Origin of the sequence: Streptomyces qaidamensis (genome assembly GCF_001611795.1) — a bacterium.
In the GTDB taxonomy this organism is placed as follows: Bacteria; Actinomycetota; Actinomycetes; order Streptomycetales; family Streptomycetaceae; genus Streptomyces; species Streptomyces qaidamensis.
On sequence record NZ_CP015098.1, the window covers coordinates 5,985,987 to 6,008,349 of the forward strand.

A 22,363-nucleotide genomic window follows, 5' to 3' on the forward strand; every position below is an offset into this window, starting at 1 on the left:
GCCTGACGAATCAACAGCGAACTTCGAGGTGCGCACCTTGGCTTTCCAGATGCCGGACCGCGGCGGAGGCCCTTCGGGGCCGCGGATCAGAGTGGGCCGCCCGTCCCGGCGTGTCCGGACCCTGCTCATGACGCTGGGCGTCCTGGCCGTTCTCGGCATGGCGTTCACCATGTTCGCGGGCTTTTGGACGGACTGGCTCTGGTACCGCTCGGTGGAATACTCCTCGGTCTTCACCACCACGCTGTGGACCAAGATCGGGCTCTTCTTCGTCTTCGGCCTGCTCATGGCCCTGGCCGTCGGCTTCAACATCTGGCTGGCGCACCGGCTGCGGCCGCCGCTGAGCGCCATGTCGATGGAGCAGCAGAACCTCGACCGCTACCGGATGGGCATCGCGCCCTACAAGAAGTGGCTGCTGTTCGGGATCACCGCCCTGGTGGGCCTGATCGCCGGCGCCTCCGCCTCCGGCCAGTGGCGGACGTGGCTGATGTGGGTCAACGGCGTGCCCTTCGGCGAGAAGGACCCCCAGTTCAAGCTGGACGTCGCCTTCTACGCCTTCGACCTGCCCTGGTACCGGTTCCTGCTCGGCTTCGGCTTCGCCGCCGCGATCCTGTCCGTGATCGCCGCCGCGCTCACCCACTACCTCTACGGCGGGCTGCGTGTCACGAGCCCGGGCGCCCGCGCCACGGCGGCGGCCACCGGGCACCTGTCGGTGCTCATCGGCATCTTCGTGGCCCTCAAGGCGGTCGCCTACTGGCTCGACCGGTACGGACTCGCCGTGAAGTCCAGCGACTTCAGGGCGACCGACAACTGGACGGGCCTGAGGTACGTCGACGCCAACGCCTATCTGCCGGCCAAGACGATCCTCTTCTGCATCGCCGTCATCTGCGCGCTGCTGTTCTTCGCCACCATCTGGCGACGCACCTGGCAGCTGCCCGTGATCGGCTTCGGCCTGATGGTGCTCTCCGCGATCCTCATCGGCGGCCTGTACCCGGCGATCGTGCAGAAGTTCCAGGTCCAGCCGAACGAGCAGGCCAAGGAGGCGCCGTACGTCGAGAAGAACCTCGAGGCGACGCGCAAGGCCTACGGCATCGACGGCACCAAGGTCACCGACTACTCGGGCACCGGCAACACCGAGGACAAGACCAAGCTGCGCGACGACGTCGGCTCCACGGCGAGCATCCGCATCATGGACCCGAACATCGTCTCGCCGACGTTCCAGCAGCTCCAGCAGATCAGGAACTACTACGCGTTCCCGGAGAATCTGGACGTCGACCGCTATGCCAAGGACGGCAAGGACCAGGACACCGTCATCGGCCTGCGTGAGATCAACCTCGCCGGCATCCCGAAGAAGAACTGGATCAACAACCACTTCCGTTACACCCACGGTTACGGAGTGGTCGCCGCCGAGGGCACCAGCGCCGACGCCCAGGGCCGGCCGAACTTCACGGAGTCCGACCTGCCCTCCGAGGGCGACCTCGGCACGTACGAGCAGCGGGTCTACTACGGCGAGAAGACCACCACGTACTCGATCGTCGGCGGTCCCCAGAAGGAGATCGACTACTCCGACGACAACGGCGAGAAGACCACCAGCTACAAGGGTGACAGCGGGGTCAACCTCTCCAACTCGGTCAACCGGGCCGCGTACGCGGTGGCGTTCGGCGAGCCGCAGATCCTGTACTCCGGCGCGATCGGCGACGGATCGCGCATCCTGTACAACCGCACGCCCAAGGAACGCGTCGAGGCGGTCGCGCCCTGGCTGACCATCGACGGCGACGCCTACCCGGCCGTCGTGGACGGACGGATCCAGTGGATCGTCGACGCGTACACGACGACGAACGGCTACCCGTACTCCTCGCGTACGACCCTGGGTGACACCACGGCCGACTCGCTGACCGCCACCAACGACAACCGCGCGGTGGTGGCCCAGCAGAACCAGGTCAACTACATCCGCAACTCGGTGAAGGCCACCGTCGACGCCTACACGGGCAAGGTCAAGCTCTTCCAGTGGGACACCAAGGACCCCGTCCTGAAGACCTGGATGAAGGCGTTCCCGAACACGGTGGAGCCCAAGAGCGACATCTCCAAGTCGCTGATGGACCACCTGCGCTACCCCCAGGACCTGTTCAAGGTCCAGCGGGAGCTGCTCACGCGCTACCACGTGAAGGACGCGACGACGTTCCTCAGCGGCAGCGAGGTGTGGCAGGTGCCGGACGACCCGACGAACCGTTCGGGCAGCGCGGTGCCGCCGTACTACCTGAGCATGAAGATGCCCGACCAGAAGGCGCAGGCGTTCTCGCTGACGACGACCTTCACCCCAACAGGCCGGGACAACCTCAGCGCGTTCATGGCGGTCGACGCCGAGGCGGGCGCCGGTGACTACGGCAAGATCAGAATCCTGAAACTGCCGACGAACACCACGGTCAACGGACCCAAGCAGGTCCAGAGCCAGTTCAACTCCCAAGAGGACATCGCCGAGTCCATCAGGCTCCTGAGAGGCGGCGACTCCGAAGTCGAGTACGGCAACCTGCTGACGGTGCCGCTCGACGGGGGGCTGCTCTACGTGGAGCCGGTCTACGTCCGCGGTGGCGGCCTGAAGTACCCGCTGCTGCGCAAGGTGCTGGTCACCTACGGAGGCCAGACCGCCTTCGAGAACACCCTCGACGAGGCCCTCAACAAGGTCTTCGGAGCAGACGGCCCGGCCGCCGAGCCGCCGGACGAGGGCGATACGACGACACCACCGCCGACGTCCGACAACCCGACGGTCCAGCAGGCCCTGGAGGACGCTCAGAAGGCGTTCGACGCGGGCCAGGAGGCCCTGAAGAAGAACGACTGGGAGGCGTACGGCCGGGCGCAGAAGGACCTTGAGGACGCCTTGCAGCGTGCCGAGGACGCCCAGGCCGCGGCGAGCCGGGCGGGCGGTTCCGGGGGCGGCGAGAGCAAGCCCAGCGGCAGCCCGAGCCCGAAGCCGAGCAGTTAGGGCCCTGGCCTGGTCAAATGCTCACCCCGCGCCGTGATACGGTTGTGAACACAACGGCGCGGGGTGGAGCAGCTCGGTAGCTCGCTGGGCTCATAACCCAGAGGTCGCAGGTTCAAATCCTGTCCCCGCTACTGAAGTCGTGATGTCCGAGTGACGGAGCGGCCACGAAGGCCCGGATTCCACAAAGGAATCCGGGCCTTCGTGATGTGTGAACGCATGTGCTGGCGCAGGCTGTGGCCGCGCCGCCGGGGGGAGTTGGGCAATCTGTGTTTGACTTGTCTCTCTGTGGGCATGTCGACAAAACGCTGAAGTGACCTCACTGGCTGCGGTATACCAGGTGTACCCAGGTTGCAGGTGGTGCGACGATGGACGTTATGGGGGACAAGGCAACTCTGTTCGAGACAGGGCGTTTTGTGCAGCCTTCCAGCCGGGAGGACACCGAGACCCCGGACGAGACCGGGGAGATCGCCGACGAGGCGGCCGAGGAGCTGCGCCAGCGGCTCGCCGCCGAGGCCGGCGACGTCGAGGCGATGAGTGTCCTCGGGGCCATGCTGCTGCGCCGTGGTGACCTCGACGGTGCCGAGCCTCATCTGCGTGCCGCCACCGCCGCGGGCGACCGGGCGGCCGCCAACAACCTGGGAGTTCTCCTTCACCAGCGGGGGTACGCCGACGAGGCAGCCGGATGGTGGCGGATCGCCGCCGTCGCCGGATCCACGGCCGCCGCGCACGCCCTGGGCCGGCACCACCGCGAGCGCGGCGACGAACCCGCCGCCGAGTACTGGCTGCGCCAGTCCGCCGAGCAGGGGCACACGCTGGGCGCGTACGCGCTCGCCGACCTGCTGGAGCACCGCGGTGACGCCGGGGCCGAGCAGTGGATGCGGGTCGCGGCCGAGCGCGGGCACCGGGAGGCGGCGTACCGGCTGGCGCGGGCGCTGGACCGGAGCGCGGCGCGGGAAGCCGACGGTGACAACGGTGTCCAGGTGCCGGAGGAGGCCGAGCAGTGGTACCGGCAGGCCGCCGCGCGCGGCCACCGGCGGGCCGCCCTGCACCTCGGGACGATCCTGGAACGGCGCGGCGAGCTCAAGGAGGCCGGACGCTGGTACCTGACGTCCGCCAAGGACGGCGAGGCGCGTGCCGCCTGCGCGCTCGGCTTCCTGCTGCGCGACGCGGGCGACACCGAGAGCGCCGCCGTGTGGTGGCTGCGGGCCGCCCAGGACGGCGACGGCAACGCGGCGAACGCGCTGGGCGCGCTGCACGCCGAGCGGGGCGAGACCCAGACCGCCGAGCGGTGGTACCGGGCCGCGATGGACGCGGGCGACGTGAACGGCGCGTACAACCTCGGCCTGCTCTGCGCCGAGCAGGGGCGCACCCCGCAGGCCGAGCAGTGGTACCGGCGCGCGGCCTACGCAGGGCACCGGGAGGCCGCGAACGCGCTGGCGATCCTGCTGCTGCGGGGCGGCGACGAGACGGGCGCGGAGCCGTGGTTCTCCAAGGCCGCGGAGGCCGGGAGCGTCGACGCCGCCTTCAATCTCGGCATCCTGCATGCCGGGCGGGGTGAGGAGCAGGCCGCGCTGCGCTGGTACGAGCGGGCCGCCGCCGCCGGGCACACCGAGGCGGCGCTCCAGGTCGGCATGGTGAGGCTGCGGGACGGCGACGAGCAGGAGGCCGAGCGGCATCTGCGGTGTGCCGCCGGCGGCGGGAGCGCCGAGGCCGCTTACCGGCTGGCGACGGTGCTCGACGCCCGGCGGCCGCCGGAGCCCGCGCATGAGCTCGGCGAGCCGGTGCACCGGCGGAGCGAGTGCGAGGAGTGGTACGAGCGGGCGGCGCACCAGGGGCACCGGCGGGCGCAGGTGCGGGTCGGCATGCTGGCGGCGGCCCGGGGCGATGTCGTCGAGGCGGCTCGGTGGTACCGGGAGGCGGCCGAGGCCGGGTCCCGCAACGGTGCGTTCAACCTCGGGCTGCTGCTGGCCCGGGAGGGGAGCGAGCCCGAGGCGGCGGTGTGGTGGAAGCGGGCCGCCGACGCCGGGCACGGGCGGGCGGCGTTGCGGCTGGCCCTGGTCTACGCGCGTCGGGGAGAGCTGGCGGAAGGGCAGCGCTGGGCCGATCGGGCCGTGTCGCTGGGACCGGCGTCCGTCGCCGAGCGGGCGGAGCGGCTGAGGGACGCGCTGCGGCAGGAGCTCTCCGCGTGAGATGTTGCGGGTGGGGCCGGGGTGCGGCCGGGCAATGGATTTGCATCCGCCCTCCGCGGTGACGTAACGTTGCATTCAACGACGCGGGGTGGAGCAGCTCGGTAGCTCGCTGGGCTCATAACCCAGAGGTCGCAGGTTCAAATCCTGTCCCCGCTACTGAAGGCCGAGGGCCGGAATCCGAAAGGGTTCCGGCTCTCGGTGTTTCCGGGGCCCCAGCGGCCCGTCTGAGTAACGGAAAAGCCCCGGCACCCACGGTGCCGGGGCTTTTCCGTACGCAGGGCTAGGCGGCCGCGCAGTTCGGGCAGACGCCGCGGTACGTCACCTCGACGTCCGAGACCGTGAAGCCGAAGCGCTCGGTGTCGGGGAGGTCGGCCAGCGGATTGCCGGTCGGGTGGACGTCGCGGATCGCGCCGCACTGGGCGCAGACCAGGTGGTGGTGCGGCTGGTGGGCGTTCGGGTCGTACCGCTTGGCGCGCTGGTCGGTGGAAACCTCCAGCACCTCGCCGAGGGTCACGAGCTCACCCAGCGTGTTGTAGACGGTCGCTCGGGAGATCTCGGGCAGCTTGGCGACGGCCCGGGCGTGGACCTCGTCGGCCGTCAGATGGACGTGTTCGCCGTCGAGGACCTCGGCCACGACACGCCGCTGCGCGGTCATCCGCCATCCGCGTCCGCGCAGGCGTTCCAGAAGGTCACTCATGGCCACCAGCCTAACAGCTAAGGGGACCAGGTCCCGAACAGGTGTGAGATTAGAGTTTCACTTGCTTTAGACAATGTCTATTGTAGGATCGAGAACAGCTTTGATCAAGGGACAGGACTGGTCAGAAATGGTGCAGGAGGCGCACGTGACGCAGGGACGGCTTACGACGGAGGCAGGGGCTCCGGTCGCCGACAACCAGAACAGCGAGACCGCGGGCGTCGGCGGCCCGGTGCTCGTCCAGGACCAGCTCCTGCTGGAGAAGCTGGCCCACTTCAACCGCGAGCGCATCCCGGAGCGCGTGGTGCACGCCCGCGGCGCGGGTGCGTACGGCACCTTCACGGTGACCGCCGATGTCACCCCGTACACGCGGGCCGCCTTCCTCTCCGGGATCGGCAAGCAGACCGAGGTCTTCCTGCGCTTCTCGACGGTGGCGGGCAACCTGGGGGCGGCGGACGCGGTGCGCGACCCGCGTGGCTTCGCGCTGAAGTTCTACACCGAGGAGGGCAACTACGACCTCGTCGGCAACAACACCCCGGTGTTCTTCATCAAGGACGCCATCAAGTTCCCGGACTTCATCCACACCCAGAAGCGCGACCCGTACACCGGCTCGACGGAGGCGGACAACGTCTGGGACTTCTGGAGCCTGTCGCCCGAGTCGACGCACCAGGTGACCTGGCTGTTCGGTGACCGTGGCATCCCGGCCTCGTACCGCCACATGGACGGCTTCGGCTCGCACACCTTCCAGTGGAGCAACGCGGCAGGCGAGGCCTTCTGGGTGAAGTACCACTTCAAGACCGACCAGGGCATCAGGAACCTGACCGCCGAGGCGGCCGCCCGGCTCGCCGGTGAGGATCCCGACTCCCACCAGCGCGACCTGCGGCAGGCCATCGAGCGTGGCGAGTACCCGACCTGGACCGTCGGCGTGCAGATCATGCCCGTGGCCGAGGCGGCGACGTACCGCTTCAACCCGTTCGACCTGACCAAGGTCTGGCCGCACGCGGACTACCCGGTCGTCGAGATCGGCAGGCTGGAACTCAACCGCAACCCGGAGAACATCTTCGCCGAGGTCGAGCAGTCGATCTTCAGCCCCGCCCACTTCGTGCCGGGCATCGGACCGTCCCCGGACAAGATGCTCCAGGGCCGCCTCTTCGCCTACGGCGACGCCCACCGCTACCGCGTCGGCATCAACGCCGACCACCTGCTGGTGAACCGCCCGCACGCCACCGTGGCGCGCACCAACTCCCGTGACGGGTACCTCTACGACGGCCGTCACGGTGGCGCGAAGAACTACGAGCCGAACAGCTTCGGCGGTCCCTTCCAGACGGACCGTCCGCTGTGGTCCGCCACGGCCGTGAGCGGCGCGACGGGCACCCACCCGGCCCCGGTCCACGCTGAGGACGACGACTTCGTCCAAGCGGGCAACCTCTACCGGCTCATGTCGGAGGACGAGAAGGAGCGCCTGATCGCCAACCTGGCGGGCTTCATCGCCAAGGTCTCGCGTGACGACATCGTCGAGCGCGCGATCGACAACTTCCGTCGGGCCGACGGAGACTACGGCAAGCGGCTGGAGGCCGCGGTCCAGGCCCTGCGCGGCTGAACTCCAGCACTGGACCGCTTGCGGTAGTGGACGGGCCGGGTCCCCTTGCGGGGGCCCGGCCCGTCCGTGCTGCTACGCGGGAACCTGCTGCCGTGCCGGTGCCCAGCAGCGGATGATGTCGCGGACCGAGACGATGCCGGCGGGTTCGCCGCCGTCCAGCACGATGAGGTGCCGGAAGCCGCCGTGTGCCATGGCGCCCGCCGCCTCCTCCAGCGTCCAGGCCGGAGTGGCGAACACGACGTTGTTGGTGGTGTGGGCATGGGCGCGTTCCGTGTCCGGGTCCTGGCCCAGGCCCACGGAGTTGAGGATGTCGCGTTCGGTGAGGATGCCGATGCCGCCGGCGTCGGGGTCGTGGACGACGGCCGCGCCGACCTTGCGCGCGGACATCAGCGCTGCGGCCTGGCGCAGGGTGTGGGTCGGGCCGATGGTGAGGACGACAGTGCTCATGGCGTCACGGACGAGCATGGATGGAGCCACCTCCTGGGAGTGTCCCCGCCGTTTGTTCAGCGTTTCACAAGTTCACAAGTTGGGGGACTCTCAGAGTGGCAGGCAAAGGGAGGGTCAACAAGAGGGCGCTCGGTAACAACCGGGGGGCTCAATAGCGCTGGTTCAGATACCCCAGCAGCTCGTCGTGGAGCAGCCCGTTCGACGCGGCAGCGTTGCCGCTGTGGGGGCCCGGGCGGGCGTCGAGGCCGGTGAAGGTGCCGCCGGCTTCCGTGACGACGATGGCGGTGGCGGCCATGTCCCACAGGGACAGCTCGGGCTCGGCGCACATGTCGATGGAGCCCTCCGCCACCATCATGTACGGCCAGAAGTCGCCGTACGCCCGCGTGCGCCAGACCTCGCGGGTCAGGTCCAGGAAGCCGTCCAGGCGGCCCTGCTCCTCCCAGCCGCTCAGCGAGGAGTACGCGAAGGAGGCGTCGGAGAGCGTGGAGACGCGGGAGACCTGCAGCCGGGAGGCCTTGGTGAGGCTGCGGCCGGAGAACGCGCCGTGGCCCTTCGCGGCCCACCAGCGGCGGCCTAGGGCGGGAGCGGAGACCACGCCGACGACGGGCTGGAAGCCGCCCTCGCCGGCCTCCATCAGGGAGATGAGCGTGGCCCAGACGGGCACGCCCCGCACGTAGTTCTTGGTGCCGTCGATCGGGTCGATCACCCAGCGGCGGGGGCCGGTGCCCTCGACGCCGTACTCCTCGCCGAGGATCGCGTCCCGGGGGCGGGCGCGTCCGAGGTGGCCGCGGATGAGTTCCTCCGCGGCCTTGTCCGCCTCGCTCACCGGGGTCATGTCCGGTTTGGTCTCGACCTTGAGGTCGAGGGCCTTGAACCGGTCCGTCGTCGCGGCGTCGGCGGCGTCGGCGAGGACGTGGGCGAGACGCAGGTCGTCGAGGTAGTCGGGCATGCAACGAACCTATCTGCCGAGGTGGGGGTGGGGCTACAGGGGGTTGGCGGGGTCGGCGGGGTTGGATGCCGTCTCGGGCTTGCTGTGGAGGATGTCGCGCGCCTGCTCCGCCGCGCGCGCGGTGCTCTCGGAGACGAAGTCGAGAAAACGGGCGACGTTCTCGAGGCGGGCGGCGGCCGGGGAGCCGGGGCCGAGGACCCCGACGCCCTGCCGTGCGATCCCCACGACCTGGGCGATGGACCGGGCGCTGGCCATCATCGACTGGTACCAGACGTCGTCGTCGACGACATAGCGCTCGCGGCGTCCTTCGTCCGCCTCCCGGCGAACCAGGCCCTGACTGTCGAGGAACGCGACCGCCTTGGAGACGGACGCCGGGCTGACCTGGAGCCGCTGGGCGAGTTCGGACGCGGTGAGGCTGCCCGAGTCGGTCAGGCAGAGGCAGGCCATCACCCGGGACATCATCTTGGGCATGCCCGACCCCATCAGGACGGTGGTGAACGTCTCCTCGAACTCGCGTACGGCCTCGGCGTCCCGCCCGTCGGCCTGCGGGGGCGTCTTCTGGTCCCGGGGTGCGGCCTGCCTACGGCGGTGGGTGCGGTGTTCCGTGGCGCGGTGGGCCAGGTCGGCGCGGTAGGCCGTGGGGCCGCCGTTGCGCATGACCTCGCGCGTGACCGTCGAGGTCGGGCGGTCGAGGCGCCGGGCGATCTCCGCGTAGGCGAGGCCGTCGGCCAGCCCCACCGCGATCTGCTGGCGTTCCTGCTGAGTGAGCCTGCCTCCCGGCATCGTGGCCTCCTTCGTGGTGCGTGATGTCCGCAGCTTAGCGTTCACCTTCATTCCATTGCAACGAAGAAGGGTGCGTTGTTGCGTTAGGCGGCATAGTCATTGCAATGATATTGCAGCTCTGAACTGCATCTTTGCCCCAAGAGTGCAACGAGCTTGTTGCCAGGTGCGTGAATGCAACGTAGCTTTTCCATCGTTGGAAACAACGGATCGAAGGAGAGCACGATGCAGAAGTTCGACAGCCCCGCCGCAGTCTCGGCCGTCCTCGACATCCCCGCCGGGCGCATCCGGTTCATCGCGGCCGACCGGGCCGACACCACGGTCGAGGTCCTGCCCGCGGACGCCTCGAAGAGTCGCGACCTGAAGGCCGCGGAGCAGATCGAGGTGACCTACGGCGACGGCGTCCTGCGGATCGAGGCCCCGGCGGCGAAGAACCGGATCCTCGGCCACTCCGGCTCCGTCGAGGTGACGGTGCAGCTGCCCGCCGGCTCCAGCGTGGAGGCGAGGGCGGCCGCCGCCGAACTCCGTGGCGTCGGACGGCTCGGCGACGTCGCCTTCGAGGCGGCGCAGGGCTCGGTCAAGCTCGACGAGACCGGCGGCGCCCGCCTCACCCTGCTCGCCGGCGACATCTCGGTCGGCCGCCTGGGCGGCCCCGCGCAGATCAGCACCCAGAAGGGGGACCTCGGCATCGCCGAGGCCGCCGGCGGCGCGGTCGCGCTGCGCACCGAACAGGGCGACATCTCGGTCGGCGCCGCCCGCGGCGTCTCCGCCTCCCTGGACGCCGGCACCGGCTACGGCCGGATCCACAACAGCCTCATGAACGCCGACGGCGCCACCGCCGGCCTGACCATCCTCGCGACGACCGGCCACGGCGACATCACCGCCCGCAGCCTGTAGAAATCCCGGCCTCTTCGAAGGAGCACACCTCATGACCGACCTGGCCATCGCGGCGCACGGGCTGCGGAAGAGCTACGGCGACAAAACCGTCCTCGACGGTGTCGACCTGGCCGTCCCGGAAGGAACGATCTTCTCCCTGCTCGGTCCGAACGGCGCCGGCAAGACCACCGCCGTCAAGATCCTCTCCACCCTGATCACCGCCGACGCCGGCGTGCTGCGGGTCGGCGGACACGACCTCACCACCGACCCGCAGGCCGTACGCGCCGCGATCGGCGTCACCGGGCAGTTCTCCGCCGTCGACGGCCTGATCACCGGCGAGGAGAACATGCTCCTCATGGCCGACCTGCACCACCTGCCCAAGCGCGAGGGACGCCGCGTCGCCGCCGAACTGCTGGAGCGCTTCGACCTCACCGATGCCGCGAAGAAGCCCGCTTCCACCTACTCCGGCGGCATGAAGCGCCGCCTGGACATCGCCATGACCCTGGTCGGCGACCCGAGGATCATCTTCCTCGACGAACCCACCACCGGCCTCGACCCCCGCGCCCGCCACAACATGTGGCAGATCATCAGGGAACTCGTCACCGGCGGCGTCACCGTCTTCCTCACCACCCAGTACCTGGAGGAAGCCGACGAACTCGCCGACCGCATCGCCGTGCTCCACGACGGCACCGTCGCCGCCGAGGGCAGCGCCGACGAACTGAAGCGGCTCATCCCCGGCGGACACGTCCGGCTCCGCTTCACCGACCCGGCCGCCTACCGGCACGCCGCCGCCACCCTGCGCGCAGTCACCCCGGACGACGCAGCGCTCGCCCTGCGGATACCCAGCGACGGCAGTCAGCGCGAACTGCGTTCCATCCTCGACCGGCTCGACGGCGCCGGTATCGAAGCCGACGAACTGACCGTCCACACGCCCGACCTCGACGACGTGTTCTTCGCCCTGACCGGACCCGCCGACGTCACCGACCAGCCCAAGGAGACCACCCGATGAGTGCCCTCGGCCTCGCCCTCCGCGACTCCTCCACCATGCTGCGCCGCAATCTCCTGCACGCCCGGCGCTACCCGTCCCTCACCCTGAACCTGCTGCTCACCCCGATCATGCTGTTGCTGCTGTTCGTCTACATCTTCGGCGACACCATGAGCGCCGGCATCGGGGGCGGCGGTCCCGACCGCTCCGCATACGTCGCCTTCGTCGTGCCGGGCCTGCTGCTGATGACCATCGGCAGCACCACGATCGGCACCGCGGTCTCCGTCTCCAACGACATGACCGAGGGCATCATCGCCCGCTTCCGCACCATGGCGATCCACCGCGGGTCGGTGCTCATCGGGCACGTCATCGGCAGCGTGCTGCAGGCGGTCATCAGCGTGGTGCTCGTCGGCGCCGTCGGTGTGGCCATCGGCTTCCGCTCCACCGACGCCGGTGTCCTGGAGTGGCTCGCGGCCTTCGGACTGCTCGTGCTCTTCGCCACCGCGCTCACCTGGATCGCGGTCGGCATGGGCCTGGTCAGCCCGAACGCCGAGGCCGCCGGCAACAACGCGATGCCGCTGATCCTGCTGCCCCTGCTGTCCAGCACCTTCGTCCCGCTCGACGCGATGCCGGGCTGGTTCCGGCCCATCGCCGAGTACCAGCCGTTCACCCCGGCCATCGAGACCCTGCGCGGCCTGCTCCTGGGCACCGGGATCGGCCACAACGGCTGGCTCGCCCTCGCCTGGTGCCTCGGCCTCGCGGTGCTCGGCTACTTCTGGTCGACCTCGAAGTTCAACGGCGACCCGAGGTAACCGCCGTGGCCACGCGGGCCGCCTCCCGCGAACGTCCCACCCCAGGGCGGCGTACACCGGCATCCCGCCGGAGTGCGCCGCCCGTTCCTCTGCCTGGGGCGAGCCCCCGGCACCGGGGCGACGCACCGCGCGGCAAGGCCGAAACGCGCCCCCGCGCGCACTCGCGAACCCTTGACAGTGCTCCCGTGCGCGTCAAACCTGGGCGCAGAGCCGCTCGCCCCAAGGGGAGGCGAAGATGCCTGCAGCGCGGGAATCCTTACTGGACGCCGCCTACACGGCGCTGGTGCGCCGACCGTGGTCCGCCGTGCGGATGGTGGACGTGGCCGCGGCGGCCGGAGTGTCCCGCCAGACGCTGTACAACGAGTTCGGCAGCAAGGACGGTCTGGCCAGGGCGCTCGTGAGGAGGGAGGCCGACGGCTATCTCGCCGGGGTGGACCGCGCTCTCGCCGGGTACAGCGACGCCCGCGACCGGCTCACCGCCACCGCCGAGTGGACCGCCTCGGCGGCCCGGGACAACGTCCTCGTCCGTGCCATGCTCACCGGCTGCTGGAGTGAGCGGCTGCCTGCCCCGGCCCTGACGGCCGTGCCGTCCACCTCCGCGGCACCGGCCCAGCGCCGCGCCGACGGGCCCCTGCCCTCACCCGGCGACTTCGTCGCCCTCGTCCGCGACCGGGCCGTCGCCTTACTGGCCGGTCCCGGCACGCCCAAGTCCGACACCGCCGACCTGGCCCGCTCCTGCGAACTCGCAGTCCGGCTCGCCCTGTCGTGCGTGGCCGCGCCACCCGGCGAGGGCGGCGTCGCCGGCCTGGTCCGCAGCGCCCTTCAGCGGCAGGCGGAGTGACAGGACGTCAGTGCGCCGACCCCGACAGCTGCAACCCGACCACGCCGATGATGACGAGGCTGATCGACACGATCTTCAGCGTCGACACCAGGTCCCCCAGGAACACCATGCCGTAGATCGCCGTCCCCGCCGCACCGATGCCCGTCCACACCGCGTACGCGGGACCCACGTCGAGTCGTCGCAGCGCCAGGGTCAGCAGGCCGAAGCTGCCGAGGGCGAAGACGCAGAACGCGACCGTCGGCCAGAGCCGGGTGAAGCCGTGGGACAGCTTCAGACACACCGCAAAGCCGGTCTCGAGCAACCCGGCCACGATGACCAGCAGCCACGCCATGAGTCGTCCTCCCGTATCCCACGTTCAGTGACCGCTCAGTCAGTTTCGTCGCGCTCGTCGGGCTTTGGCCAGGCTTGCATGCGGCTTGCGTGCGATTATGCACTTACCGCCAGCACACCGGCACAAACAACGCGGAGGTCAGTCGCCTTCCTTGCGTTCGCGCGTGGCCAGCAGCCGGCGCAGCGAGTACAGCCGCGCGGGATCCGCGTGCCCCTCGGCGACCCAGGCGTCCAGCGCACAGTCCGGCTCGTCGTGACTGCACGCGCGCGGGCAGCCCTCGGTGCCCGGCTCCAGATCGGGGAAGGCATGGATGACCTGGGACGGGTCCACGTGGTGCAGCCCGAAGGACCGCAGGCCCGGGGTGTCGATGACCCAGCCGTCGCTGCCCGCCAGCGGCAGCGCCAGCGCCGAGGTGGTGGTGTGCCGGCCGCGGCCCGTCACCGCGTTCACATGCCCGGTCGTACGCCGTTGCTCCTCCGGAACCAGCGAGTTGACCAGAGTCGTCTTGCCGACGCCGGAGTGGCCGACGAACGCGGTGATCTTGCCGTCGAGCTGCTCGCGCACGCGGGCGAGGGCGGTGCCGTTCTGCAGTTCCTCGCGGCTGGTCACGACGTAGGGGATGTCGAGGTGGCCGTACAGCTCCAGCAGCTTGTCGGGCGGGGCGAGGTCCGACTTGGTCAGGACCAGCAGCGGCTCCAGGCCGCCGGCGTAGGCCGCGACCAGGCAGCGGTCGATCAGGCGGGGGCGAGGCTCGGGGTCGGCCAGGGCGGTGATGACGGCCAGCTGGTCGGCGTTGGCGACGACCACCCGCTCGAACGGATCGTCGTCGTCCGCCGTGCGCCGCAGGACCGAGGTGCGCTCCTCGATGCGCACGATCCTCGCGAGTGAGTCCTTCGTGCCCGTCAGGTCGCCCACGATGGCCACGCGGTCGCCGACCACCGCCGCCTTGCGGCCCAGCTCGCGGGCCTTCATCGCCATGACCACACGGTCCTCGACGAGGCAGGTCAGGCGGCCCCGGTCGACGGTGAGGACGAGTCCCTCGGCGGCGTCCTCGTGTTTGGGGCGGATGTTCGTCCGGGGCCGGGTGTTCCGGCGGCCCGGACGGGTGCGGATGTCGTCCTCGTCGGTGTGCTTGCCGTAACGGCGCATGACGTGATCCCTGCGTCCTACGCCCCGAGCATCCCGGTCCACAGATCGGGGAAGTCGGGCAGGGTCTTGGCCGTCGTCGCCACGTTCTCGATCTGCACGCCCTCCACCGCGAGGCCGATGATCGCGCCGGCCGTGGCCATGCGGTGGTCGTCGTAGGTGTGGAAGATCCCGCCGTGCAGCCGCCGCGGGCGGATGTGCAGACCGTCCGCGGTCTCCGTGACGTCGCCGCCGAGTTCGTTGATCTCCTTGGTGAGCGCGGCCAGCCGGTCCGTCTCGTGCAGCCGCAGGTGGGCCACGCCGCGCAGGGTCGACGGGGAGTCCGCGAGGGCCGCGACCGCCGCGATGCCCGGCGTCAGCTCGCCGACCTCGCCCAGGTCGACGTCGATGCCGTGCACCGAGCCGGAGCCGGTGAACACCAGCCCGTACTCGGTCAGTTCGCAGGAGCCGCCCATCTCGGTGAAGATCTCGCGCAGCCGGTCACCGGGCTGCGTGGTGCGGGAGGGCCAGTCCGGGACGACGACCTTGCCGCCGGTCACCAGCGCCGCCGCCAGGAACGGCTGGGCGTTCGACAGGTCCGGCTCGATGACCAGGTCCCGGCCGAGCAGGGCGCCGGGCGAGACCCGCCAGACGTTCGGTTCGCCGCCCGACTCGGGCGTGTCCACCTGGGCGCCGACCGCGCGCAGCATGTCGACGGTCATGCGGATATGCGGCATGGAGGGCAGCGTGGCGCCGGTGTGGCGGACCTCGACGCCCTGGTTGAAGCGCGGCCCGGACAGCAGCAGAGAGCTCACGAACTGCGACGAGGAAGAGGCGTCGATGGCGACCGTGCCGCCGTCCAGGGCGCCGCTGCCGTGCACGGTCAAGGGCAGCGCGCCGCGGCCGTCGTCGTCGATCCGGGCGCCGAGCTGCCGCAGCGCGTCGATGACGCCGTTCAGCGGACGCTCGTAGGAACGGGGGTCGCCGTCGAACCGGACGGGGCCGTCGGCGAGCGTGGCGACCGGCGGCAGGAACCGCATCACCGTGCCGGCGTTGCCGACGTCGACCGTGGCCGGGCCGCGCAGGCCGGTGGGGAGCACACGCCAGGCCTCGCCGGTGCCGTCCGGGCCGACGCCCTCCTCGATCTCGATGCCCAGGGCGCGCAGCGCGCCGGCCATCAGCAGGGTGTCGCGGGAGCGCAGGGGGCGGCGCAGCCAGCCGGGCTCGGAGGCGAGGGAGGCGAGGACCAGGGCGCGGTTGGTGACCGATTTGGACCCGGGCACGTGGACCGTCGCGTCGACGGCTCCGCTCGCGTGCGGGGCGGGCCAGAGGGCGGTGTCTGGGGTGTTCGGGGCCATGGCCCCACTTTATAAGCAGGCCGTCGTCCGAGTGCGGCGCCGTGGGGCCGGTCGCACCCGCGTGGTGGAGCCGCGCAGCTCACAGGCCCCACGCCTCCTCGGGGCGGCCGTCACAGCTCCAGCAGCCAGCGTCCCCCGCCGATCAGCGAGCACAGCGACACCGCGTGGAACAGGAAGAACCAGAGGCCCGCCGGCACGTGCGTCAGCCGCGACAGCTGGTCGGCGTCCGAGTCCCCGGCTCCGCCCCGGGCCCGCTTCGACTGGAGTTCGAAGGCCGGGCGTACTCCGCCGATCAGCAGGAACCACACCACCGCGTACGCGAACGCCGCCTGGACCTGGGGGCCGGCCAGCCAGGACACCAGCACGAACAGGCCGCCGGTGACGAGCATGGTCAGGGCGCCGTAGGCGTTGCGGATCATCACGAGCATGGCGAGGAGCAGGGCCGTGGCCAGCCACAGCAGGAGCGTGATCCGGCCGGAGCCCAGCAGGGAGGCCCCGCCGAGGCCCAGCAGGGGCGGGGCGGTGTATCCCGCGGCCGCGGTGAGGATCATGCCGATGCCGTGCGGCTTGCCGCGGCTGACGGTCAGGCCGCTGGTGTCCGAGTGCAGGCGTATGCCCGTGAGGGTGCGGCCGGTGAGCAGGGCCACGATCCCGTGACCGCCCTCGTGGGCGATGGTGATCGCGTTGCGGGAGATGCGCCACAGGCCGTGCGGGATCACCACGGCGAGCGCGGCGCCCAGGGTCGCGATCACCACCCACAGGTCGGGATCGGGCTGCGTGCCGGACACCTCGTCCCAGAGGGAGGCGAGCGAGGCGGTTGCGGTGCTGTCCATGTGTGGCGTTGGCTCCCTCTGGTGGGATGGAATCTGGCAGTGTGGCACGTATGTGCGGACGGTATTCAGCGAGTCGTAGGCCAGAGGATCTCGCAGGAATCTTTGAGGTCGAGAAGTGGGAGCCCGAGGAGACCCTCGCGCCGGACTACAACGTGGCGCCCACCAAAGAGGTCTACGCCGTCCTGGACCGTCCCCTGAAAGACGCCGACGACCCGCGGCCGGTTCGGCAGCTGCGCACGTTGAAGTGGGGGCTCGTCCCGTCCTGGTCGAAGACCCCCGAGGGCGGCGCCCGGATGATCAACGCCCGCGCGGAGACCGTCCACGAGAAGCCGTCCTACCGCCGTGCCTTCACCTCCCGGCGCTGCATCCTGCCCGCCGACGGCTACTACGAGTGGGTCACCGGCACCCAGGAGCGCGAGCTGGAGGTCGAGGGCAAGAAGAAGCGGCCCCGCAAGCAGCCGTACTTCGTGACACCGGCCGACGGGTCGGTCTTCGCGATGGCCGGGCTGTACGAGTTCTGGCGGGACAAGACGCTGCCCGACGACCACCCGCAGGCCTGGTGGGTGACGTGCTCGGTGATCACCACGGAGGCCGAGCAGAGCCCGCTCGCGGTGTCCCCGGCCGACGGGCCGCGGGCGCTCGCCGAGATCCACCCCCGGATGCCCCTGATGCTGACGCCCGACCGCTGGGACGCCTGGCTGGACCCCTCCCGCACGGACCCCGACGGCCTGCGCGAGCTGCTCGCCCCGCCGCCCGCCGGGCTGATGCGGGCCTACCCGGTCGCCACGGCCGTCAGCAACGTCCGCAACAACGGGCCGGAGCTGCTCAAGGAGCTGGAAGGTCCCGAAGAGGGCACACTCTTCTGACGTGACGCATGTGACGAAGACCGCCGGCACCGCCACCGAGACCGTCGAGACCGACGCCGGAACCGCCCGTATCACCTGGCACGGGGCGAAGAAGGCCCGGCTGGTGCTCGCCGTCAGCCACGGCGCGGGCGGTGGCATCGAGGCCCGTGACCTGGTGGCGCTGGCCGAGGTCCTGCCCACCCACGGCGTGGCCGTGGCCCGGGTGGAGCAGCCCTGGCGGGTGGCCGGGAAGAAGCTGGCGCCCGCGCCGAAGACCCTGGACGCAGGCTGGCGCGGCATCTGGCCCGCCCTGGCGAAGTCCGGACTGCCGGTGATCTCCGGCGGGCGCAGCGCCGGTGCCCGGGTGGCCTGTCGCACCGCGACCGAGCTGGGTGCCCACGCCGTGCTCGCGCTCGGTTTTCCGCTGCACCCGCCGGGCAAGCCGGAGAAGTCCCGCGCCGAGGAGCTGCTGGGAGCCGGAGTGCCCACCCTGGTCGTGCAGGGCGGCAACGATCCGTTCGGGAAGCCGGAGGAATTCCCCGACGGGGCGTTCGAGCTCGTGGAGATCCCGTACGGGGACCATGGCTTCGCCGTGCCGAAGCGAGCGGACATCTCGCAGGACGAGGCCGTGTCTCTCATCACGGACGCGGTTGTGGAGTGGACCGGGTCACTCGGGTAAAGCTTCGGGAATGCCGGGGCGGCGATCCCTGTTGTGCGGGACGTACGTGCTGGAGACCAGCACCGACGTCGTAGGAGAGGAAGTCCGCCGCATGGGTTCGACCATCTGCCCGACCCGCAGCAGCCGCGCCGACCTGGACTGGACGGTGCTGCACGCGGGCAGGACCGCCCCTGTTCGGGCGGCGGGCGGACCGGATCGTCGTCTATCCTCCGATTCGGGTGAGACCGGTCTCGGTCTCACGAGAACATTCGAGGAGGTGGGTCCGGTCACTGGGACCGACGCAGGGACCGAACACGGCCAGGCGGAGCAGCCCGAGGGCCGGGGCGGCACGGGCGCGGAGACGGCCGCGGAGCGCAGCGCGCGCTTCGAGCGGGACGCGCTGGAGTTCCTCGACCAGATGTACTCGGCTGCGCTGCGCATGACGCGCAACCCGGCCGACGCCGAGGACCTGGTGCAGGAGACGTACGCCAAGGCGTACGCGTCCTTCCACCAGTTCCGCGAGGGCACCAACCTCAAGGCGTGGCTGTACCGGATCCTCACCAACACCTTCATCAACTCGTACCGCAAGAAGCAGCGCGAACCTCAGCGCTCCGCGGCCGAGGAGATCGAGGACTGGCAGCTCGCCCGCGCCGAGTCGCACATGTCGACGGGCTTGCGCTCCGCGGAGTCGCAGGCGCTCGACCACCTGCCCGACTCGGACGTGAAGGAGGCGCTCCAGGCGATCCCCGAGGAGTTCCGCATCGCGGTCTACCTCGCGGACGTCGAAGGGTTTGCCTACAAGGAGATCGCCGACATCATGGGGACACCCATCGGTACGGTGATGTCCCGGCTGCACCGGGGCCGCCGTCAGCTGCGCGGCATGCTGGAGGACTACGCCCGTGACCGCGGGATGGTCCCGGCCGGTGCCGGAGAGTCGAACGAAGCGAAAGGCTCGGGGTCATGAGCTGCGGAGAGCCGCACGAGACGGATTGCAGCGAAATCCTCGATCATCTCTACGAGTTCCTCGACCGTGAGATGCCGGACTCGGACTGCGTGAAGTTCGAGCACCACTTCGAGGAGTGCTCGCCCTGCCTCGAGAAGTACGGGCTCGAGCAGGCCGTGAAGAAGCTCGTCAAGCGCTGCTGCGGGCACGACGACGTGCCGGGCGACCTGCGGGACAAGGTCATGGGGCGGATCGAGCTGATCCGCTCCGGCCAGGCCGTCCCCGAGCAGGACGTCACGGCCTCGCCCGCCACGTCCCAGGAGTCCTGACACTCCTGCGCTTTTCAACTACCCCACCTCTGAACGGGTAGTCACTCTCGAACACGTCACTCGAACGTGCTAATCCGCGGGTTATCGGCCCGCGGACCCCCCTGCTGCGGTCCTAGGCTCCGGGCCTGACGGACGCGGCCGGGGGAGGGGCTCATGGAAGCGGTACCGGCACGGGCACGTGTCTACATCGCCGGTGTCGCCATGGCCGCGCTGCTCTGCCTGCTGCCGCCGCCGGGTGTACGCACGCCTTGGTGGGCGGTCGCACTGCTCGCCGCGCTGTACGCCGGCTGCGAGCGCGTCGCCCGGTGCCGGTTCGTCGGGATCTCCCACCCGGCCGGCACCTTCTACCCCGTACTGCTCGCCGGTGCCTTCCTGCTGCCGGCGCCCGCCGCGGCGCTGGTGGTCGTGCCCGGCGCGCTGCTCTCACAGGCCGGGCAGCGGCCCGTGGCGCTGCGGCGCATCTGGCGGGCCGCCCAGCTCGTCCTCGGCGTGTGGGCCGCCGCCACGGTGCACCGGCTGCTCGGCGGACGGGACGCGGTGGCCGCGGGCGACGTCCCGTACGCGCTCGGTCCGGCGGGGGCCGCCGTGCTGGCGTTCTGCCTGGTGCTCGCGCTGCTCGACGGCGGCATCCTGGCCGCGGCGGAGCGGGTGCCCGTGCGGCGGGCCTGGCGGGGTCTCGTGGCGCGCTCGCTCGCGCCGATCGCCGTGCACGGCCTCGCCGGTCTGATGATGGCGGTCCTGTGGCGCAGCCCCTACGGCCCGGTCGCCGCGCTGCTCGTGCTGCTGCCCATGTGCGTCTCGTGGTGGGCGTTCGCCCAGTACCACCGGGAACGCGCCGCCCATCAGGCGACCATCCGGGCGCTGGTCCAGGCCGTCGACATCAAGGACGGGTACACCCGCGGGCACAGCGAGCGCGTCGGGCAGGCCTCCATGATGATCGCCCGTGAGCTGGGCATGGCCGACGAGCGCGTGGAGGTGCTCCGCTTCGCCGGGATCCTGCACGACGTGGGCAAGCTGGGCGTGCCCACCCGCCTGCTCAGGAAGGACGGGCCGCTCACGCCCGAGGAGCGGCGGGTGATCGAGCTGCACCCCGAGTACGGGCACGAGATGGTGCGCGGCATCGGCTTCCTCGGCGAGGCCCGCGCCGCCGTGCTGCACCACCACGAGCGGCTGGACGGCAGCGGCTACCCGTACGGGCTGGTGGGCCGTCAGATCCCCGAGTCCGCACGGGTCGTGGCGGTCGCGGACGCCTTCGACGCCATGACCTCCACCCGCAGCTACAGCAGGGCCCGGCCCGTCGCCGTGGCCCTGGCGGAGCTTGAGCGGTGTGCGGGCAGTCACTTCGACCCGGTGATGGTCGCGGCGCTCGTCGAAGCCGTCGGGCGGACCGGGTGGCACCCCACGGTGACCGCCGACGACGAGGAGACCCGCCCGGCCCGGGTGCCCCCGCCCGGCGCACCCCTGTCCAGCCGCCCCGGAGCGCACCGATGAGCGCGTACCGGCCGCCACCCCTCCTCACCCTCGTCCACGCCTGCGCCGCCCTGCTGGCCGCCGGCTCCCTCGCCGTCACCCTCCACCACGGTCTGGAGGAGCGCCGGGTCGCCCTGGCCTTCGGCGTCCTCGTCACCGTCGGCGAGCTCACTCGCCGCAGCGGCGCGCAGGTCCGGGAACCGGCACCGCTCGGCGCCGCCGCGGCCCTGTCCTACGCCCTGCTCGGAGAGGCCGGCGGACGGGCCACCCACCACGGCCCCGCCCAGGTCGTCGCCGTGGTGCTGGCCGCCTCGCTGCTCGGCAGCGTCCCGCACGTCGCACGCGGGCAGGGGCCCACCCTCGATCACCTGGCGCGCCGCGTGCTCACCGTCGGGTTCGTCGCCGTGTGCTTCCAGCCTCCGTACAACCGGGGCATGTTCGACGACTGGGGCGGCCCCGCCTACGCGCTGCTGCTGCTCGCGCTGCTGTCGCTCACCGCGCTGTGCGACGCGGTGCTCGCCGCCGCCCTGGCCCACACCCGCACCGGCTGGCCCTTCGGTCCGGTGCTGCGGGACGAGCTGCGGGCCGTGTGCGGCATCGGGTCCGCCGTCATCGCCACCGGGGCGGTGATGGCGCTGGCGGTCGCCGTCGTGGGCCTGTGGGCCCTGCCGGTCTTCTCCGTGCCGCTGCTGCTCGCCCAGATGTCGTTCCGCCGCTATGCCGCCGTCCGGGCGACCTACCGGCAGACCATCGCCTCCCTGGCCCGGGCCACGGAGGTCGCGGGCTACACGCCGTGCGGGCACGCCCGGCGGGTCGCCGCTGTCAGCCAGGCGGTGGGACGTGACCTGGGGCTGACCGAGCCCGAGCTGGCCGTGCTGGAGTACGCCGCGCTCATGCACGACATCGGCCAGCTGAGCCTCGTCGACCCGGTGCCGGCGGGCGCCACCGCCGCGCTGCCCGCCGCGGAGCAGCGGCGGATCGCCCTGCTCGGCGGGGCGGTCGTCCGGCAGACGGGCGTCGACGAGGCGGTGGCCGTCGTCGTGGAGCGGCAGGCCGACCCCTTCGCCGAGCAGCCGCTCGCCGCGCGAATCGTCCGGGCCGTGAACGCGTACGAGGAGAAGTCCCGGGAAGGAGGGCCCGGCGGGCCGCTGACGGCGCTGGAGGAACTCCGGCTCGCCACCGCCGGGACGTACGCCCCGGAGGTGGTGGAATCACTGGCCCGCGTACTGGCAAGGAGCAGTCTGACCCTGCCCGTGGCTGGGTAACCCATGGGTAATGAGCGCCCTTGAGGCCGTACGTGGTTGGATGCGAAGGAGAAGGT

21 protein-coding genes and 2 tRNA genes are annotated in these 22,363 nt (G+C 71.0%); 15 read left to right on the forward strand and 8 right to left on the reverse strand.

The window, feature by feature from the left end; genetic code table 11:
- Positions 1 to 49 precede the first annotated feature (49 nt).
- The 4 genes from A4E84_RS26685 (at position 50) to A4E84_RS26700 (ending at position 5,322) form a co-directional block, all read left to right on the forward strand.
- Complete coding sequence (locus A4E84_RS26685; RefSeq protein ID WP_062928971.1) at positions 50 to 2,977, forward strand: UPF0182 family membrane protein; 2,928 nt, start codon at positions 50 to 52, stop codon at positions 2,975 to 2,977.
- 57 nt (positions 2,978 to 3,034) lie between these two features.
- A tRNA-Met gene (locus tag A4E84_RS26690) sits at positions 3,035 to 3,108 on the forward strand.
- A gap of 234 nt (positions 3,109 to 3,342) precedes the next feature.
- Positions 3,343 to 5,166 (forward strand): tetratricopeptide repeat protein, encoded by a 1,824-nt coding sequence (locus A4E84_RS26695; RefSeq protein ID WP_174569463.1) that lies wholly within the window; start codon positions 3,343 to 3,345, stop codon positions 5,164 to 5,166.
- Between the two features lie 82 nt (positions 5,167 to 5,248).
- Positions 5,249 to 5,322: transfer RNA gene (locus tag A4E84_RS26700), tRNA-Met, on the forward strand.
- 124 nt (positions 5,323 to 5,446) lie between these two features.
- Here the strand turns inward: A4E84_RS26700 and A4E84_RS26705 are convergent.
- Positions 5,447 to 5,863 (reverse strand): Fur family transcriptional regulator, encoded by a 417-nt coding sequence (locus A4E84_RS26705; protein ID WP_062928973.1) that lies wholly within the window; start codon positions 5,861 to 5,863, stop codon positions 5,447 to 5,449.
- A 145-nt stretch (positions 5,864 to 6,008) separates the two neighbouring features.
- On the opposite strand from A4E84_RS26705, the gene A4E84_RS26710 reads away from it, so the two are divergent.
- Positions 6,009 to 7,460 (forward strand): catalase, encoded by a 1,452-nt coding sequence (locus A4E84_RS26710; protein ID WP_213084211.1) that lies wholly within the window; start codon positions 6,009 to 6,011, stop codon positions 7,458 to 7,460.
- Positions 7,461 to 7,532: 72 nt separating this feature from the next.
- On the opposite strand, the gene A4E84_RS26715 is transcribed toward A4E84_RS26710, so the two are convergent.
- The 3 genes from A4E84_RS26715 to A4E84_RS26725 all read right to left on the reverse strand — a co-directional run bounded on the left by A4E84_RS26715 (position 7,533) and on the right by A4E84_RS26725 (position 9,639).
- A complete protein-coding gene (locus A4E84_RS26715) occupies positions 7,533 to 7,925 on the reverse strand; it encodes a CBS domain-containing protein (RefSeq protein WP_062928975.1) in 393 nt (130 codons plus the stop codon).
- Between the two features lie 130 nt (positions 7,926 to 8,055).
- Complete coding sequence (gene hisN, locus A4E84_RS26720) at positions 8,056 to 8,856, reverse strand: histidinol-phosphatase (RefSeq protein ID WP_062928976.1); 801 nt, start codon at positions 8,854 to 8,856, stop codon at positions 8,056 to 8,058.
- Between the two features lie 33 nt (positions 8,857 to 8,889).
- Positions 8,890 to 9,639, reverse strand: coding sequence for a GbsR/MarR family transcriptional regulator (locus A4E84_RS26725; RefSeq protein ID WP_062928977.1), 750 nt, complete (start codon positions 9,637 to 9,639; stop codon positions 8,890 to 8,892).
- 222 nt (positions 9,640 to 9,861) lie between these two features.
- Between A4E84_RS26725 and A4E84_RS26730 the strand changes: the two genes are divergently transcribed.
- From A4E84_RS26730 to A4E84_RS26745, 4 genes are all read left to right on the forward strand, one after another.
- On the forward strand, positions 9,862 to 10,533 hold the full coding sequence (locus A4E84_RS26730) for a DUF4097 family beta strand repeat-containing protein (protein WP_062928978.1): 672 nt from the start codon (positions 9,862 to 9,864) through the stop codon (positions 10,531 to 10,533).
- A gap of 31 nt (positions 10,534 to 10,564) precedes the next feature.
- Entirely contained in the window at positions 10,565 to 11,521 is a 957-nt protein-coding gene (locus A4E84_RS26735; protein ID WP_062928979.1) for an ATP-binding cassette domain-containing protein, read from the forward strand.
- Positions 11,518 to 12,309, forward strand: coding sequence for an ABC transporter permease (locus A4E84_RS26740; protein WP_062928980.1), 792 nt, complete (start codon positions 11,518 to 11,520; stop codon positions 12,307 to 12,309). Before A4E84_RS26735 ends, A4E84_RS26740 begins: the two co-directional genes overlap by 4 nt.
- 235 nt (positions 12,310 to 12,544) lie before the next feature.
- The gene (locus A4E84_RS26745; protein ID WP_062928981.1) at positions 12,545 to 13,150 is read left to right on the forward strand and encodes a TetR/AcrR family transcriptional regulator; all 606 of its coding nucleotides are present in this window, start codon (positions 12,545 to 12,547) and stop codon (positions 13,148 to 13,150) included.
- Between the two features lie 7 nt (positions 13,151 to 13,157).
- Here the strand turns inward: A4E84_RS26745 and A4E84_RS26750 are convergent, their stop codons facing one another.
- The 4 genes from A4E84_RS26750 to A4E84_RS26765 all read right to left on the reverse strand — a co-directional run bounded on the left by A4E84_RS26750 (position 13,158) and on the right by A4E84_RS26765 (position 16,797).
- Positions 13,158 to 13,481 (reverse strand): DMT family transporter, encoded by a 324-nt coding sequence (locus A4E84_RS26750; protein WP_062928982.1) that lies wholly within the window; start codon positions 13,479 to 13,481, stop codon positions 13,158 to 13,160.
- Between the two features lie 138 nt (positions 13,482 to 13,619).
- Positions 13,620 to 14,630, reverse strand: coding sequence for a ribosome small subunit-dependent GTPase A (rsgA, locus tag A4E84_RS26755; protein WP_062928983.1), 1,011 nt, complete (start codon positions 14,628 to 14,630; stop codon positions 13,620 to 13,622).
- Positions 14,631 to 14,647: 17 nt separating this feature from the next.
- A complete protein-coding gene (gene aroA / locus A4E84_RS26760; protein WP_062928984.1) occupies positions 14,648 to 15,964 on the reverse strand; it encodes a 3-phosphoshikimate 1-carboxyvinyltransferase in 1,317 nt (438 codons plus the stop codon).
- 110 nt (positions 15,965 to 16,074) lie between these two features.
- Positions 16,075 to 16,797, reverse strand: coding sequence for a M50 family metallopeptidase (locus tag A4E84_RS26765; protein ID WP_062928985.1), 723 nt, complete (start codon positions 16,795 to 16,797; stop codon positions 16,075 to 16,077).
- A 50-nt stretch (positions 16,798 to 16,847) separates the two neighbouring features.
- Between A4E84_RS26765 and A4E84_RS26770 the strand changes: the two genes are divergently transcribed.
- The 6 genes from A4E84_RS26770 (at position 16,848) to A4E84_RS26795 (ending at position 22,307) form a co-directional block, all read left to right on the forward strand.
- Positions 16,848 to 17,663 (forward strand): SOS response-associated peptidase, encoded by an 816-nt coding sequence (locus A4E84_RS26770; RefSeq protein ID WP_062928986.1) that lies wholly within the window; start codon positions 16,848 to 16,850, stop codon positions 17,661 to 17,663.
- A 1-nt stretch (position 17,664) separates the two neighbouring features.
- Positions 17,665 to 18,321 carry an alpha/beta hydrolase family protein gene (locus A4E84_RS26775; RefSeq protein WP_418082223.1) on the forward strand — a complete coding sequence of 219 codons (657 nt, stop codon included), beginning with the start codon at positions 17,665 to 17,667 and terminating at the stop codon, positions 18,319 to 18,321.
- Positions 18,322 to 18,577: 256 nt separating this feature from the next.
- Positions 18,578 to 19,264, forward strand: coding sequence for an RNA polymerase sigma factor SigR (gene sigR, locus A4E84_RS26780; RefSeq protein WP_062928987.1), 687 nt, complete (start codon positions 18,578 to 18,580; stop codon positions 19,262 to 19,264).
- A complete protein-coding gene (gene rsrA, locus A4E84_RS26785) occupies positions 19,261 to 19,572 on the forward strand; it encodes a mycothiol system anti-sigma-R factor (RefSeq protein WP_031132298.1) in 312 nt (103 codons plus the stop codon). Before sigR ends, rsrA begins: the two co-directional genes overlap by 4 nt.
- A gap of 153 nt (positions 19,573 to 19,725) precedes the next feature.
- Entirely contained in the window at positions 19,726 to 21,063 is a 1,338-nt protein-coding gene (locus A4E84_RS26790) for an HD-GYP domain-containing protein (RefSeq protein ID WP_062928988.1), read from the forward strand.
- Positions 21,060 to 22,307 carry an HD domain-containing protein gene (locus A4E84_RS26795; RefSeq protein WP_174569464.1) on the forward strand — a complete coding sequence of 416 codons (1,248 nt, stop codon included), beginning with the start codon at positions 21,060 to 21,062 and terminating at the stop codon, positions 22,305 to 22,307. Before A4E84_RS26790 ends, A4E84_RS26795 begins: the two co-directional genes overlap by 4 nt.
- The last annotated feature ends 56 nt before the right edge of the window (positions 22,308 to 22,363 follow it).